This is a genomic window from Rhodococcus sp. ZPP (assembly GCF_017656075.1).
GTDB classification, from domain to species: Bacteria; Actinomycetota; Actinomycetes; order Mycobacteriales; family Mycobacteriaceae; genus Rhodococcus_F; species Rhodococcus_F oxybenzonivorans.
The window spans coordinates 1,757,533-1,773,037 of record NZ_CP058638.1; the positions used below are offsets into that span (position 1 = coordinate 1,757,533).

Genomic DNA, 15,505 nt, shown 5'->3' on the forward strand with positions numbered 1-15,505 from the left:
AGTAGAGGGAGAGAGGACATGCATCCATGGATGTAGTGATCGGGCAGTTGTTCACCGGGCTGAGTATCGGATCCATCCTGTTGCTCGCAGCGCTGGGACTGTCATTGACGTTCGGTCAGATGGGCGTCATCAACATGGCCCACGGCGAGTTCATCATGGCGGGCTCGTACACCGCTTACGTGGTGCAGCAGGTGATCTCGAGCGCCACCGGATCCCTGTTCGTCTCTCTACTCGTCGGCTTCGTGGTGGGTGGTGCCATGGGCGTCCTCCTCGAGGTCACTCTGGTCAAACGCATGTACCACCGGCCGCTCGACACCCTGCTGGTGACGTTCGGTGTGGGCTTGATCCTGCAGCAGCTCGCGCGGGACATCTTCGGTGCGCCGGCAGTCAACGTCGTCGCACCGGGGTGGCTCTCGGGCGGTGTGGAGATTCTGGGAGCGGTGGTCCCCAAGACACGTCTGTTCATCCTCGTGCTCGCCGTCGCCTCGGTGGTGGCGCTGTCGCTGGCACTGAAGAGATCGTCGATGGGACGTCGTATTCGGGCGGTCGTGCAGAACCGCGATCTGGCCGAAACGAGTGGAATCTCCAGTCGCCGTACCGATGTGACGACGTTCTTCATCGGATCCGGTCTCGCCGGTGTCGCGGGTGTGGCGCTCACCCTGATCGGTTCGACCAGCCCGACCATCGGTCAGAGCTACCTCATCGACGCCTTCCTGGTGGTCGTGGTCGGCGGTCTGGGGCAGATGAAGGGTGCGGTGATCGCCGCGTTCGCGCTCGGCCTGCTGAACTCGTTCATCGAGTACTCGACCACGGCGTCGATCGCCAAGGTCATCGTGTTCGTGGTCATCGTGGTGTTCCTCCAGGTTCGGCCACAGGGCCTGTTCGCCGTCAAGACGAGGAGTCTCGTATGAGCATCCTGACGAGTGGCCGTTACCGTGCGTGGGCGGGCTTCGCGCTCGCCGCCCTTCTCCTGTTCGTTGTCGCCCCTGCCGTTCTCAGTGATTTCCGGTTGAGTCTGCTCGGGAAGTTCCTGTGCTTCGCGATCGTCGCGGTCGGTATCGGCCTCGCGTGGGGCCGCGGCGGGATGCTCACCCTCGGCCAGGGCGTGTTCTTCGGGCTCGGCGCCTACATGATGGCCATGCATCTGAAGATTTCCGACGCCGAACTCCGCGGCGACACCGTGCCGGACTTCATGCAGATTGCCGGTATCCGCGCCCTGCCCGGTTACTGGGTGCCGTTCACGTCGCCGGTCGTGACGGTGCTGGGCATTCTGCTGATCCCCGGACTCGTCGCGTTCGCGCTGGGTCTCGGGGTGTTCAAACGCCGGGTGAAGGGCGCGTATTTCGCGATCCTCAGTCAAGCACTCGCTGCCGCGTTCGCGATCCTGCTCGTCGGGCAACAGACCACCGGCGGCAGCAACGGCCTCAACCGGTTCCGCACCTTCTTCGGTTTCAACCTGAACGATCCCGCCAACAAGCAGATGCTGTTCTTCATCGCCGCCGGTGTTCTCCTCACCGTGGTGGCGATCGTGCGGCAACTGATGAACAGCCGCTACGGTGAACTGCTCGTCGCCGTCCGTGACCAGGAGGAGCGTGTCCGCTTCCTCGGGTACGACCCGGCGAACATCAAGCTCGTCGCCTACGTGACCGCCGCCTTCTTCGCCGGGATCGCGGGTGCGCTGTTCGTGCCGATCGTCGGCATCATCTCCCCCGCCGACGTCGGAATCGTTCCCTCGATCGCCTTCCTGATCGGGGTCGCCATCGGTGGCCGCGCCACCCTGCTCGGTCCGGTTCTGGGTGCGATCGGGGTCGCGTGGGCGCAGAGTGCCTTCTCCGAGTCCTTCCCCTCCGGATGGATTTACGCCCAGGGCCTGCTGTTCATCGTGGTGGTCGGATTCTTCCCGGCCGGTGTCGCCGGCCTGTTCGCACTGCTGAAACGCAGGCAGAAGGCGTCCCCAGACGAACCTTCCTCGCCCGGACCGGAGGACGACACGGAGTCGACGGAACGAATGGAGATGGCGCGATGACCACGTCCACCACGTCCAAGGAACCTGTGCTCGGCGGCAACGCCGGGATGTCCAGCGAGTACCTCGAGGTGCGCGATCTACGCGTCAGCTTCGACGGGTTCAAGGCTGTCGACGGCGTCGATCTCACTCTGTTGCAGGGTGATCTGCGGTTCCTCATCGGACCTAACGGTGCGGGCAAGACCACGCTCGTCGACGCCATCACCGGGCTCGTCCCCGCGACCGGATCGGTCACCAAGTCCGGTGTCGAGCTGATCGGTAAGAAGGTGCACCGCATCGCCCGGCTCGGGGTGGGACGCACGTTCCAGACTGCGAGTGTGTTCGAGGAGTTGACGGTTCTCCAGAACCTCGACATCGCGGCGGGTGCGGGCCGCTCGGCACTCACCCTGCTGCGCCGCCGCAAGACGGTGCTCCCCGCCATCGAGGAGGCTTTCGAGGTCACGGGTCTCGGCAGCCTCCGCGACACCCCGGCCGGGATTCTCGCGCACGGGCAGAAGCAGTGGCTCGAGATCGGCATGCTGCTGGTGCAGAATTGCTCGGTTCTCCTGCTCGACGAACCTGTTGCCGGGATGAGTTCCGAGGAGCGGGAAGAGACGGGAAACCTGTTGCGCCGCATCGGCGGTGAGCGGACCGTCGTCGTGGTCGAGCACGACATGGATTTCATGCGCGCGTTCGCCACGTCGGTGACCGTGCTGCACGCGGGGAAGGTGCTGAGCGAGGGCACCGTCGAACAGGTGCAGGCAGACCCGCGTGTGCAGGAGGTGTACCTCGGGACGGCCGCCGCCGGCGCCGCTCCCGAGTTGCAGCCCGAGGTTTCGAAGGAGGACAGCGATGCTCGAGCTTGACGACATCCGCGCCGGGTATGGCCGGACCGAAGTAATCCACGGGGTCTCGCTGACGGTGCCGTCGGACGGCGTGGCAGCGGTGATGGGTCACAACGGCGCGGGCAAGACGACGCTTCTGCGGGCTGCGGTCGGACTGATCAAGGTCGATTCCGGGCGGGTGCTGTTCGACGGCGAGGACGTCACGGCGCTGCGCCCGAGCGCCCGCGTGGCGCGCGGCCTCGCGTACGTCCCGCAGGGCCAGCAGTCGTTCGGGCAGCTGACCACCGCCGAAAACCTCCAAGTGGTTGCCGACGGCCGCAAGCGCGGAAAGGAACTCATCGGGGAGGCACTCGATCTCTTTCCCGCATTGCGTGGCCTTCTCGAACGACGTGCCGGCCTTCTCTCGGGTGGTCAGCGTCAGCAGCTGGCCATTGCCCGGGCGCTCATCACCGAGCCGAAGATGTTGATTCTCGACGAACCGACCGAGGGCATTCAGCCGTCCGTGGTCGCGGAGATCGAACGCACGATCATGGAGCTCACGCGTCGGGGCGGGCTCGGCGTCCTGCTCGTCGAGCAGCACATCGGCTTCGCGCTCGAATCGGCGGAGCGCTACTACGTGCTCGAGTCGGGGCGGGTCACGTCGTCGGGTGCCGGTGGCGCCGCACCCGAGTCCGACGTCCGTACCGCGGTGTCCGACGTCCGCGCGGCAATGGCCATCTGATGGCTCGCCGAGAATCAGCCGGTCCACTCAGCGACCAGGTGTACCTCGCGCTGCGGACCGACCTCATGAGCGGACGAATTCCGCCCGGACAGCGCCTCGGCGAGGAACGCCTCGCCGAGACGTACGGCGTGTCCCGGACGCCGGTACGGGAGGCTCTGGCTCGTCTGCTGGCGGACGGGCTCGTGCAACGCGATGTGGGTGGGCTCTTTCCGTACCGTCCGCGCATCGACGAACTCGCCGGGCTCTACGAACTCCGCATCACACTCGAACTGCAGGGCATCGCACGGGTCAGAGACGACGAGTCGAGGCAGCACGACCCCGACGTCCTGGGACCCGAACTCGACAAGTGGTACGCCCTGCGCAAGGACACTCCGGAGCCCGACGCCGGGTTCGTGGCACTCGACGAGCAGTTCCACATCGTTCTTCTGCGGGCCGCGGGCAACACAGCGTTGTCGGACGCCCTCGTCAACGTGAATGCGAAGGTACGACCGGTGCGGATGTTCGACTACCTCACCCCCGACCGCATGACTGCGACCATCGACGAGCACATCTCGGTGGCAGAACTGACGCTGGATCGCAAACTCGATGCCGCCTACGACACCCTGCTGGCGCACATCAGCGAGTCGCGAGAAGTGGTGATCGAACGTGCCGAACAGGCGCTTTCGCTGGCGCGGATGGCGTGGGCCGTCCGGGATTGAGACCGCGTTTCCCTCGCGTGGGCTCCCTTTTCTCGACCGAGAAGCCGAGCTAGTGCTAGCGTCTTGCTACCGCTCGGTAACACAGTCCCGACGGAAGGGAGTCGCATGAGCGCACGCATTCCACCAGGACGTCTGAAGGAGCTCGGACCGGTCAACTGGGTGTTGTGGCGGATCCTTTCGACCGTCGCCGGTGTCCCCGACGCGCATCTGTTCAGCACGGTCGGCCGCGCGAGGGGCCTGTTCCGGGCGTGGCTGCGCTACTCCAGCAAGTTGATGCCCGGTGGAAAGATCTCCCGGCACGAGACCGAACTGATCATTCTCCGCGTAGCTCATCTGCGGAAGTGCGGGTACGAGATGGATCACCACGTCCGTCTCGGACGCCGCGCCGGCGTCACCCCGGCCCTTCTCCAGCAGGTGCTCGACGGTCCGGACGCCGAGGGCTGGGATGTGCGCCGCCGCGCCATCCTCACGGCCGTCGACCAACTCGTCACCACCGACAATCTCGACGATGCCGCGTGGTCGGCGCTCAGCGCCCACTTCGACGACCGCCAGCTGATCGAGTTCTGTTTTCTGGTCACGCAATACGACGCGCTGGCCACGACCATCGGCACATTGCGGATCGAGCGGGACTACACGTAGACGCCAAGGTCCGGTTCACACCCCTTCGCTACGCCGGGCGGACGGGCTGCCGGAGAACCGTCCGGAGTTTCGCCGGTGCCGTCCGCCGGGGGTCGCTGAGGTAGATCTCGTGATGATCGCCGTTGAAGACCAGTCCGTGCTCGGGCATGAACTCGTCGTGTAGTCGGGCGAGGGTAGGCGCCTCGTCGTCGTAGGAGCCGAGGTGCAGGATCTGCACGCTTACGCCTTCGATGAACGTGAGCGGGCGCAGCAGATCGAGAGCGGGAAGCTCCTTTTTGGCGGCGACCGCCGACCGTGCATCCTCGATGTCGGCCGTGGTGATCCAGTCGGGTTGCACGATCATCATGGTCCAGTCCCAGCTGTCCTTGTCGCGGGTGATGAAGCTGCGTGGGTCGGCGGCACGCCACAGACCTTCGAGCGGACCGACGACGAAATCGCGACCGTGGGCGATTTTGCTGGCGAATTTGATCGTGTAAGCGGTGGCATACAGCGCCTCGACGGCCGCGGCGTACTCGGGTGAGGTGTTCGGGTCACCATGTCCGTCCACTGCGATATAGGTCAACTCCGGGACGTCGACCAGAGCGAACCCTCCGGTGCTCGGCGCGTAGAGCCGCTTCCGCTCCTTCTTGCAGTCGTACTTGTCCACGGTGACGCCTTTCCTGTTTCTGCATTTCTGCATTTCTGCAGTCGGTGTCTGCGTATGTCTGCCTTGTCTGCGCTGAAGTCTGCATCGATACTTCACCGATTGAGCGTGACGCACCGCGTCACAGTTCGAACGAGTGGACATCGCACAGATGGGAATCGACGAATGACGGACACCGCCCAGGAAACCAGCTCCGAAAGAGGACTGGCACGGGTCGCCCAGTCACTCGCCGCCTGGACCGAGAAGTGGTTTCCGGACGCCTACGTTTTCGCGCTGGCCGGTGTCGTCCTCGTGGCCGTCGCCGCTCTGGCCAACGGTTCCTCCCCGCACGCGGTCGTCGATGCTTTCGGTGACGGCTTCTGGGATCTCACTGCTTTCACCCTGCAGATGGCCATGGTGGTACTCACCGGATATGTCGTGGCCACCTCTCCACCGGTCGCCAGGCTGATCGACCGGCTGGCCACCGTGCCGCGCACCGCAAGCAGTGCAGTGAGTGTCGTTGCATTCCTGTCGATGTCGGTGTCCTTCCTGAACTGGGGACTCAGTCTCGTCTTCGGTGGTCTCCTGGCCCGTGCGATCGCCCGCCGGACCGATCTACGTGTGGACTATCGCGCGCTCGGCGCAGCGGCCTTCATGGGACTGGGCGCCGTGTGGGCGCTCGGCATGTCCTCTTCGGCCGCGCAACTGCAGGCCACTGCCACCTCGCTGCCTCCGGCACTGCTGAAGATCACCGGCGTCCTCGACTTCGGTGACACGATTTTCACGTGGCAGTCGCTGCTCATGTGCGCCATTATCACCGCGCTGACCGTGGCGATCGCGCATTTCTCCGCGCCGAGGGGTTCCGCCATCAAGACTGCCGAAGAACTGGATGTCGATATAGACGACCAGCCGGCCGAGGTGGCGCCGCGCTCGCGGCCGGGAGAGTGGCTCGAGTACAGCCGTATCCTGCCGGTCCTCGCCGCCCTGATGACGCTGGGATGGTTGGTCTCTCAGCTCGTCACGAAGCCGGTGCTCACCGTTGTCAGCAGTTTGAATGGATATCTGCTGGTATTCCTCATGCTGGGACTGGTGCTGCACGGGACACCCCGCAAGTTCCTGCAAGCTGTGAATCTCGCCGTGCCGGCCACGGCCGGTATTCTCGTCCAGTTTCCCCTCTATGCCGCGATGGCAGCGATTCTCACCGAGGCCGAGGGCAACGGGGGTCTCACCATCTCGGAACACCTTGCGGAGTTCTTCACGAACATCGGGGGCGGCGGGAGTTTCGCGGTCGTCATCGCCCTCTATACCGTGGTGCTGGGGGTCTTCGTCCCCTCCGGTGGCGGAAAATGGCTGGTCGAGGCCCCGTATGTCATGCAGGCGGCCACCGACGTCCAGATGAACCTGGGCTGGACGGTTCAGATCTACAACGTGGCCGAGGCACTGCCCAACCTCGTCAACCCGTTCTTCATGCTGCCGCTCCTGGCGGTGCTGAAGCTGCGCGCCCGCGACCTCGTGGGATTCACCTTCCTGCAGTTCATGTTCCACCTGCCGGTGGTTCTGCTCCTGGTGTGGCTACTCGGGATGACCTTCGACTACGTGCCGCCGGTAATACCCACGCCATGACGGCGCGCGAGAGGTTCTACTAACCCACGCTTTACCGCGAGAAATCTCCGCGCAACACGACGTCCTTAGCGTATACAAGCATGTCCACAGGGATGAATACGCCGCCGGTCGAGTACTCGTTCGACACGCTCCTCGTAGCGAACCGGGGCGAGATCGCTTGTCGCATCATGCGCTCGGCGCACATTCTGGGACTCAAGACGGTGGCGGTGTATTCCGACGCCGATGCGGCGGCTGCGCACGTCGAGATGGCCGACATGGCGGTGCGACTCGGACCCGCCCCCGCAGCCGAGTCGTATCTACGCGCCGATGCCGTCGTCGAGGCTGCGCTGGCCACCGGCGCGGGCGCAATCCATCCCGGGTACGGGTTCCTCTCCGAGAACGACGCCTTCGCCACCGCAGCCGAGTCGGCGGGCATTGCCTTCGTGGGTCCCACACCGGAACAGCTCCGAATTTTCGGAAACAAGCACACCGCCCGGGAAAAGGCTCTAGCCGTGGGGGTTCCGCTCGTACCGGGCAGCGGCCTCCTCGACTCGGTGGATGCAGCGCTGTCCGCAGCCTCGGATATCGGATACCCGGTAATCATCAAGGCAGTCGGTGGTGGCGGCGGAATCGGTATGCAGGCCTGCTTCGACGCCGGCGACCTCGCGGAAGCGTACGACCGCGTCCAGCGGCTGGCCGAGGCGAACTTCTCGTCTTCGGGTGTGTTCCTCGAACGCTTCGTCGCCCGGGCGCGGCACATCGAAGTGCAGGTTTTCGGTGACGGCCTCGGACGTACCCTCAGCCTCGGCACACGCGACTGCTCGCTTCAGCGGCGCCATCAGAAAGTGGTGGAGGAGGCTCCCGCACCCGGACTGCCCGATGACGTCGTCGAGCGATTGCTGAGTTCGTCTCGCATGCTGGCGTCGTCCGTCGACTACCGATCCGCAGGGACGGTCGAGTTCGTCTACGACGTGGATCGCGGTGAGGCGTCGTTCCTCGAGATGAATACCCGCTTGCAGGTGGAACATCCGGTCACCGAGGAAGTCACCGGTATCGATCTGGTCGAGTGGATGCTGCGGCTCGCACGCGGAGATTCGTCGATGCTCGAGGGCCTCCCCGACACCGGACCGGACATCGTCGGTACCGCGGTGGAAGCCCGGATCTACGCCGAGGACCCGGGCCACGACTACCGCCCCAGCGCGGGGCTGCTCACCGGAGTCGAGTTTCCTGCCCACACGCGGGTGGAGACGTGGGTCGACACCGGCACGGAGGTGAGCCCGTACTACGACCCGATGCTCGCCAAGGTGATCACTCGCGGGCATCGGCGCACGGGTGCGTTCGCCGCGTTGGCCGAGGCCCTGTCCGACACGCACATCTACGGAATTCAGACGAACCTGCCGCAGCTGCGGCGAATCTGTTCTGCCGCAGACGTTCTCGACGCCATCCATACCACCGGCTTTCTCACCGACTTCCGTTCGACGGGCCGTCGTATCGACGTCCTCCGGGCAGGGACGATGACCACCGTGCAGGACTATCCGGGCCGCACCGGGCTGTGGAGCGTCGGCATTCCGCCGTCCGGACCGATGGACGACCTTTCGTTCCAGCTCGTGAACTCCGCCGTCGGCAACCCCGCCGGGGCGCCGGGCCTCGAATGCACCCTGCAGGGTCCGCGACTCGAGTTCTCCGATGCCACCCTGATCTGTGTCGGCGGCGCGGATGCACCGGTCACGATCGATGGCGACGCCGTCCCGTTGTGGGAGCCGGTCGAGGTGCCCGCCGGTTCCGTTCTCGACATCGGCAGTCCCACCGACACCGGTCTGCGCACGTACCTCGCCGTCCACGGCGGCATCGACGCACCGCTCTTTCACGGCAGCGCTTCCACTTTCCCGCTCGGTGGTTTCGGCGGCATCACCGGTAAGGCAGTTGCCACCGGGGACGTACTCGGACTCGTCGACGACACCAGCAACCTGGGCACTCCACACCCCGTTCCGAAGGAGTCGCGTCCCCACTGCACTCACCTGTGGCATCTGGCGGTCACCGAGGGTCCGCAGTCTGCGCCGTCGTACTTCACCGAATCCGATATGGCGCAGTTCTACGACACCACCTGGAAAGTGCAGGCGCACGCCAATCGCACCGGTCTCCGCCTCGACGGACCCAAACCCACCTGGTCGCGGACCGATGGCGGCGAGGCGGGACTCCACCCGTCGAACCTGCACGACAACCCGTACAGCGTGGGTGCCCTCAACGTCTCCGGTGACACGCCGATCCTCCTCGGTCCCGACGGCCCGAGTCTCGGTGGCTTCGCCTGCCCGCTCACCGTCATCAGCGCCCACCGGTGGAAGCTGGGGCAGATCCGGCCGGGTGACCGGGTGCGCTTCGTGGCGGTGTCCGAATCCGATGCGCACGAACTTCGGCGATCCGATTCCTCTCGCGCTCTGGATGTTCCGCGAAATGTCCGGACTCCCGCCAAGGCCGACGGAGGCGTTCTGGGGCGAACCGGGCCCGTACTGGACCGCCCCGCGGTGGCATACCTTCGCGGCGGGGACGACAACATCCTCGTCGAATACGGTGAACAGCAACTCGACCTCGGACTCCGGATGCGGGTGCACGCGCTGTCGGAAGAGTTGATCCGACGCGGGGTGCGCGGCATCATCGACATCACCCCGGGGGTGCGGTCGCTGCACCTGCATTTCGACCCGGACGTCCTCCCCGGTGGCCGCCTACTCGACATCCTGCAGGACATCGAGGAACTGCTGCCCGCCACGCACGACCTGGTCGTCCCGAGCCGAACTGTCCGGTTACCGTTGTCCTTCGACGACCCCTCCATCGCGGAGGCGATCGACCGCTACCGCAGCGGCGTCCGGGACGAGGCTCCCTGGCTGCCCTCCAACACCGAATTCATCCGGCGCATCAATGGGTTGGGCAGTGTCGACGACGTGCGCGACACCGTGTTCGACGCCGAGTACCTGGTACTCGGGCTCGGTGACGTCTACCTCGGTGCGCCGCTGGCCGTGCCACTCGACCCCCGGCACCGCCTGGTCACCACCAAGTACAACCCGGCACGCACCTGGACGCCGTCCGACGCCGTCGGCATCGGCGGAAAGTACCTGTGCGTCTACGGCATGGAGTCGCCGGGCGGCTACCAGTTGATCGGCCGCACGGTACCCATCTGGTCCGGTTACCGGCAGCACCGCCCCTTCGACGAGGGCACACCCTGGATGTTCCGGTTCTTCGACCGCATCGTCTGGGAACCGGTGACCCCGGAGGAACTGCGGAAGTACCGCGAGCAGGCTGTGGCGGGGCGGTTCGATACGGAGATCTCCGAGGGCACCTTCGCACTCGCCGATCACCTGAAGTTCCTTACCGACAACGCCGAGTCGATCGCAGCGTTCAACAGCAGGCAGTCGGCGGCTTTCGACGCCGAGAAGTCTGCGTGGCGTGTGTCCGGTGAATACGACCGTGTCGAACCGCCACCTCTCCCCGAACAGCCGCCCCTCGACCTGCCACCCGGTGCGGTCGTCGTCGAAGCTCCGCTGGTGGGCAGCGTGTGGCGAGTCGAGGTCGAGGTCGGGCAGCGGGTCCGGCTCGGCGACAACTCCGTGGTGCTCGAAGCCATGAAACTGGAGATGCCGGTGCCTGCAACCGCCTCCGGAAGGGTTCTGCAAGTGCTTGTTTCACCGGGATCGATCGTCGAGCCCGGCGCCCCCCCTCTTCGTGATCGGAGCAGAGAACTGATGAGCGTGAGTGTCGATGCCAGCAAGCTGGGGCCCACCAAAATTACCCTCTCGCCCACCGAACGCGTCGACGACGCCTTCCGGCGGATCGCCGCGGTGGACCGCCCGGAAATCTGGATCACACTTCGGCCCGCCGAGGACGTCTATGCCGACGCGGCCGCCATCGAATCGAGAATCACTGCAGGCGAGGACCTCCCGCTGGCCGGGCAGATCCTGGCAGTCAAGGACAACATCGATGTCGCGGGAATGACCACCACCGCGGGGTGTCCCGAGTTCGCCTACGTGCCCGACCGCACCGCGACCGCCGTCCGCCGACTGGTCGATCAGGGTGCCATCGTCCTCGGGAAGACGAACCTCGACCAATTCGCCACCGGCCTGGTGGGCACGCGCAGTCCCTATGGGGCGGTGCGCTGCTCGTGGGACCCCGAGCGGGTGTCCGGTGGTTCGAGCTCCGGCTCGGCCGTCGCCGTGGCCCTCGGCATCGCCGACATCGGGATAGGCACGGACACCGCCGGATCGGGTCGGGTGCCTGCGGCCTTCAACGGTCTCGTCGGTATCAAGGCCACGCTGGGTGTGATCCCCGCGGACGGCGTCGTCCCCGCCTGTGTCGACTACGACTGCGTCACCGTGTTCGCCACCGAACTCGACACCGCCGCCGCCGCAGCCCGGATCATGGCCGGGCCGGCGTCGAGGGACCCGCGCAGCCGGGCTTGGCCGGCCGACGTCAGGTTGGCGGCACCCGCGCAGCCACGGGTCGCCATCCCGCGCGACGAGGACCTCACCGCGCTCGGCCCCGACTACCGGCGAGCATTCGACGACACGGTTCAGCTGCTGACGGACAAAGGCTTTCGCGTCGACGCGGTAGACATCTCCCCACTGCTCGACGCTGCCCGGCTGCTCTACGACGGTGCGGTCGTCGCGGAACGGTACACCGCCGTCGGGCGGTTCCTCGACACGGCGCCCGCCGGGGCGGATCCGGTGGTGACCGCCATTGTCGGGTCCGCGAGGCGGCCGGCAGGGCACGAGTTGGTGGCCGACCTCGACACCCTCGTTCGCGTCAAGGCACAGACCCGGGATCTCCTCGCCGGATTCGACGGGCTGCTCCTGCCGACCACCACCGAGCACCCGACGATCGCCGCGGTCCAGGCCGACCCGATCGACATCAACCGGCGAATGGGTACATACACGAACTTCTGCAATTTGCTCGACATGGCGGCCGTCGCGGTACCCGGCGTGCCTACGGCCGCGGGTGAGCCGTTCGGGGTGATGTTCGTGGTGCCCGGGTTCGCCGATCAGGTGGCCGTCGACCTCGCTGCCCGACTCACCGGTGTTCCCGCGCCGGCGTTGGTCGAGGACGGTGTCGAGCTCGCCGTATTCGGCGCCCACCTGCGCGGGCAGCCTCTCCATTTCCAACTCGAGGACCTCAGTGCCCGTTTCGTGGACACCGTCACCACCACCGACGCATACCGGCTCACCGCACTTGCCACCACACCCCCCAAACCCGGGCTGGTGCGCCGGGGCCCCGGCGCGGGCGCACCCATCGTCGGAGAGTTGTTCCGAGTCTCCCCCGCCGGATTGGGACGATTCCTGGCGGCACTTCCGGCGCCGATGGCACTGACGAGTGTGGAACTGTCCGACGGCCGCGCCGTGGTCGGTTTCAGCTGCACCCACGATGCGGCCGACGGGGCCACGGACATCACCGAATTCGGTAGTTGGGTGGCCTACCTTGCCGCTTCGCGTCCCGTGAGTACTTCTTAACAGCGGGCGGTTAAGAAGTACTCACAGCGAGGACGGTGGCCACCGGGGTCGACGGGCGGCCGATCAGCTTCTGCAGATCGCCGCTCTGCGTGTCGAGGGCGCCGGTGGCTACTCCCGCATCGGAATCGGCGAGCATCTGCGCCACCGGTGCCGGCAAGCCGGCGCCTTCGAGCAGGGCGGCGTACTCGTCCTGCGGGAGGTCCTTGTACGACACCGGGCTACCGACCACCGCGGAGAAGGCCTCGGCCAGCTGTTCGTACGTCAGCCGCTCGTCGCCACCGAGCTCGTACACCGCTCCCGCCTGCCCGTCGGCGACCAGGACGGCGGCGGCCGCCTCGGCGTAGTCCTTGCGCGCGGCACCGGCGATGATGCCGTTTCCTGCGCTGCCGAACAAGGAACCCACCTCCCGGGCCGTTGCCACAGCGCCCAGGTAGTTTTCCCAGTACCAGCCGTTCCGCAGCAAGGCGAAGTCGATCCCGGACCCGTCGAGCAGATCCTCGGTGGCGCGGTGCTCGGCAGCCAGTCCGAGCGGGCTCTTCTGCGCATCGAGGACGCTGGTGTAGGCAATGAACCCGACACCGGCTGCCTTCGCCGCGTCGATGACGTTGCCGTGCTGAATTACTCGTTGCCCGACGTCGGAACCCGACACGAGGAGCAGCTTGTCGACACCACCGAGCGCCTTGTCGAGCGCGGCGCGGTCGCTGTAGTCGGCTTGCCGGACGTCGACGCCCTTGTCGGTCAGGTCGGCGGCCTTGGCCGGTGTGCGAACGAGCGCCACGATCTCCCCGGCGGGGGTGCCGTTGTCGAGAAGAGCCTCGACGGCGAGGCGGCCGAGATGTCCTGTTGCACCGGTGACGGCGATGGTCATGGGAACTCCTAGCGTGAGGGTTGTTGTTTCAAGCGCGCATGTTCCATTATGCACTAACTATTTGTAAGTGCAAGCGTAGCGGTAAGCACTTCTCGGATGAGGGGTAGAGTGGTGAGCATGTCCGAGCTCGAACAGACACCGCGCGCCGGCGCAGACGCCACCCTGGAAGCCGACGTCTTCGCCCGCGGGTGCACCTCTCGCGAAACCCTGCAGACCGTCACCGGCCGATGGGGTGTGCTCGCGCTCGCGGCGTTGGCCGAGGGCAACTACCGCTTCAGCGCACTACGCCGACGTGTCGACGGAGTCAGTGAACGCATGCTGTCGCAGACCCTCCAGGCGCTCGAACGAGACGGACTCGTGGTCCGCGACGTACTCGAGGCGATACCCCCGAAGGTGGAATACAGCCTGACACCACTCGGTGCCGAGATCGCCGGGCGTCTCGTCGGCCTGATCGAACTGGTCGAGTCGCGAATGCCCGAAGTCTGGGCGGCGCAGCAGAAGTACGCCGAACGCCGGACCGACCAGAACTAGGCCCGCATACACGAAACGAGGCCCGCACAGTTTCTGTGCGGGCCTCGTTTTCTGTCGTGGATCAGAAGTTGATCATGTGTCCGGCGAGGCCGTGGATGGCCTCCTGCAGGGCTTCGCTCAGGGTGGGGTGGGTGTGCACGTTGCGGGCCAGCTCGTTGACGGTGAGATCCCACTTCTGCGCGAGGGTCAGCTCGGGCAGCAACTCGGAGACGTCGGGGCCGATGAGGTGGCCGCCGAGCAGCTCGCCGTACTTGGTGTCGGAGATGAGCTTGACGAAGCCGGTGGAGTCACCGAGGCCGTGCGCCTTGCCGTTGGCGGCGAACGGGAAGTTCGCCACCTTGATGTCGTAGCCCTCGTCCTTCGCCTGCTGCTCGGTGAGACCGAAGCTGGCCACCTGCGGCTGGCAGAACGTGGCGCGCGGCATCATCCGGTAGTCGTCGATCGGCAGCGTCTCGGCGCCGGCGATCGTCTCGGCCGCCACGACACCCTGCGCCTCGGCCACGTGAGCGAGCTGCAGCTTCATCGTCACGTCACCGATCGCGTAGATGTGCGGCACCGACGTCTGCATCGTGTCGGTGATCCCGATGGCACCACGATCGGTGAGCTGGACACCGGTCTTCTCGAGACCGAAGCCCTCCACGCGGGGGGCGAAGCCGACCGACTGCATCACCTTGTCGACCACGACGGTCTCGATCTCGCCGCTCTTGTTGTCCTTGATCGAGACGGTGACCTTGCTGCCGTCGTCGTCGATGCTCTGCACCGCCGCGCCGGTCTTGACCTTGACGCCGAGCTTTTTGTACTGCTTCTCGATTTCCTTGGAGATGTCCGCGTCTTCGTTGGGCAGCGCCCGGTCGAGGAACTCGACGATGGTCACGTCCACGCCGTAGTTCTTCAGGACGTACCCGAACTCCATGCCGATCGCCCCGGCCCCGACGATGAGGATCGAACCCGGCAGATCCCGGGTCATGATCTGCTCTTCGTAGGTGACGACGTTCTCGCTCAGCGAGGTACCCGGCAGCAACTTGGTGGTCGAACCGGTCGCGATGATGGCATTGTCGAACGTCACCGTCTCGGTGCCACCCTTGGTCAGTGCCACCTCGATGGTGTTGGCGTCGGTGAAGGTGCCCTTGCCGTCGTACTCGGGAATCTTGTTCTTCTTCATCAAGAAGTGAATGCCCTTGACGCGCCCCTCCGCGACCTTGCGGCTGCGGTCGTAGGCGGCGCCGAAGTCGAAGGAGGCTTCACCGGTGATGCCGAACAGCTTGGCCTCTTTCGTGAAGAGATGCGCAAGCTCGGCGTTACGGAGAAGAGCCTTCGAGGGGATGCAGCCCACGTTCAGGCACACACCACCCCAATACTTCTGCTCGATGATGGCGGTACTCAATCCCAGCTGTGCCGCGCGGATAGCAGCGACGTACCCACCGGGACCGGCTCCGAGGACAACGACGTCATAGTGTGAGGTCACGGTTGTTCAGGGTAGTCCCG

Annotated in this window: 12 protein-coding genes and 1 pseudogene; 10 read left to right on the forward strand and 3 right to left on the reverse strand. The window is 65.7% G+C overall.

Translation table 11 applies throughout. From position 1 onward, the window contains the following. Positions 1–26: 26 nt before the first annotated feature. The 6 genes from urtB to HYG77_RS08390 all read left to right on the forward strand — a co-directional run bounded on the left by urtB (position 27) and on the right by HYG77_RS08390 (position 4,905). Entirely contained in the window at positions 27–911 is an 885-nt protein-coding gene (gene urtB, locus HYG77_RS08365) for an urea ABC transporter permease subunit UrtB (protein WP_109327729.1), read from the forward strand. Beyond that, positions 908–2,026, forward strand: coding sequence for an urea ABC transporter permease subunit UrtC (gene urtC, locus HYG77_RS08370; RefSeq protein WP_109327727.1), 1,119 nt, complete (start codon positions 908–910; stop codon positions 2,024–2,026). The genes urtB and urtC overlap by 4 nt, the downstream gene beginning before the upstream one ends. Then, positions 2,023–2,868: an urea ABC transporter ATP-binding protein UrtD gene (urtD, locus tag HYG77_RS08375; RefSeq protein ID WP_109327725.1), complete on the forward strand. Its 846-nt coding sequence runs from the start codon at positions 2,023–2,025 to the stop codon at positions 2,866–2,868. The genes urtC and urtD overlap by 4 nt, the downstream gene beginning before the upstream one ends. After that, positions 2,855–3,568 (forward strand): urea ABC transporter ATP-binding subunit UrtE, encoded by a 714-nt coding sequence (gene urtE / locus HYG77_RS08380; RefSeq protein ID WP_208962389.1) that lies wholly within the window; start codon positions 2,855–2,857, stop codon positions 3,566–3,568. The genes urtD and urtE overlap by 14 nt, the downstream gene beginning before the upstream one ends. Further along, positions 3,568–4,266, forward strand: coding sequence for a GntR family transcriptional regulator (locus HYG77_RS08385; protein WP_109327721.1), 699 nt, complete (start codon positions 3,568–3,570; stop codon positions 4,264–4,266). The genes urtE and HYG77_RS08385 overlap by 1 nt, the downstream gene beginning before the upstream one ends. Positions 4,267–4,371: 105 nt before the next feature. Then, entirely contained in the window at positions 4,372–4,905 is a 534-nt protein-coding gene (locus tag HYG77_RS08390) for a carboxymuconolactone decarboxylase family protein (RefSeq protein WP_109327720.1), read from the forward strand. A 28-nt stretch (positions 4,906–4,933) separates the two neighbouring features. On the opposite strand, the gene HYG77_RS08395 is transcribed toward HYG77_RS08390, so the two are convergent. Further along, a complete protein-coding gene (locus HYG77_RS08395; protein ID WP_208962390.1) occupies positions 4,934–5,551 on the reverse strand; it encodes a GyrI-like domain-containing protein in 618 nt (205 codons plus the stop codon). A gap of 162 nt (positions 5,552–5,713) precedes the next feature. Between HYG77_RS08395 and HYG77_RS08400 the strand changes: the two genes are divergently transcribed. From HYG77_RS08400 to atzF, 3 genes and pseudogenes are all read left to right on the forward strand, one after another. Beyond that, positions 5,714–7,150 (forward strand): TIGR00366 family protein, encoded by a 1,437-nt coding sequence (locus tag HYG77_RS08400; RefSeq protein ID WP_109327718.1) that lies wholly within the window; start codon positions 5,714–5,716, stop codon positions 7,148–7,150. 167 nt (positions 7,151–7,317) lie between these two features. Further along, a pseudogene (uca, locus tag HYG77_RS40930) lies at positions 7,318–10,776 on the forward strand (urea carboxylase); the annotation flags it as partial. Between the two features lie 93 nt (positions 10,777–10,869). Then, positions 10,870–12,621 carry an allophanate hydrolase gene (gene atzF / locus HYG77_RS40935; RefSeq protein WP_208963323.1) on the forward strand — a complete coding sequence of 584 codons (1,752 nt, stop codon included), beginning with the start codon at positions 10,870–10,872 and terminating at the stop codon, positions 12,619–12,621. A 10-nt stretch (positions 12,622–12,631) separates the two neighbouring features. Here atzF and HYG77_RS08415 read toward each other — a convergent pair whose 3' ends face one another. Beyond that, the gene (locus tag HYG77_RS08415) at positions 12,632–13,489 is read right to left on the reverse strand and encodes an SDR family oxidoreductase (protein WP_208962391.1); all 858 of its coding nucleotides are present in this window, start codon (positions 13,487–13,489) and stop codon (positions 12,632–12,634) included. A gap of 117 nt (positions 13,490–13,606) precedes the next feature. Between HYG77_RS08415 and HYG77_RS08420 the strand changes: the two genes are divergently transcribed. After that, positions 13,607–14,020 carry a helix-turn-helix domain-containing protein gene (locus HYG77_RS08420; RefSeq protein ID WP_109334924.1) on the forward strand — a complete coding sequence of 138 codons (414 nt, stop codon included), beginning with the start codon at positions 13,607–13,609 and terminating at the stop codon, positions 14,018–14,020. 61 nt (positions 14,021–14,081) lie between these two features. Here the strand turns inward: HYG77_RS08420 and lpdA are convergent, their stop codons facing one another. Next, entirely contained in the window at positions 14,082–15,485 is a 1,404-nt protein-coding gene (gene lpdA, locus HYG77_RS08425; RefSeq protein WP_109327712.1) for a dihydrolipoyl dehydrogenase, read from the reverse strand. Positions 15,486–15,505: the final 20 nt, after the last annotated feature.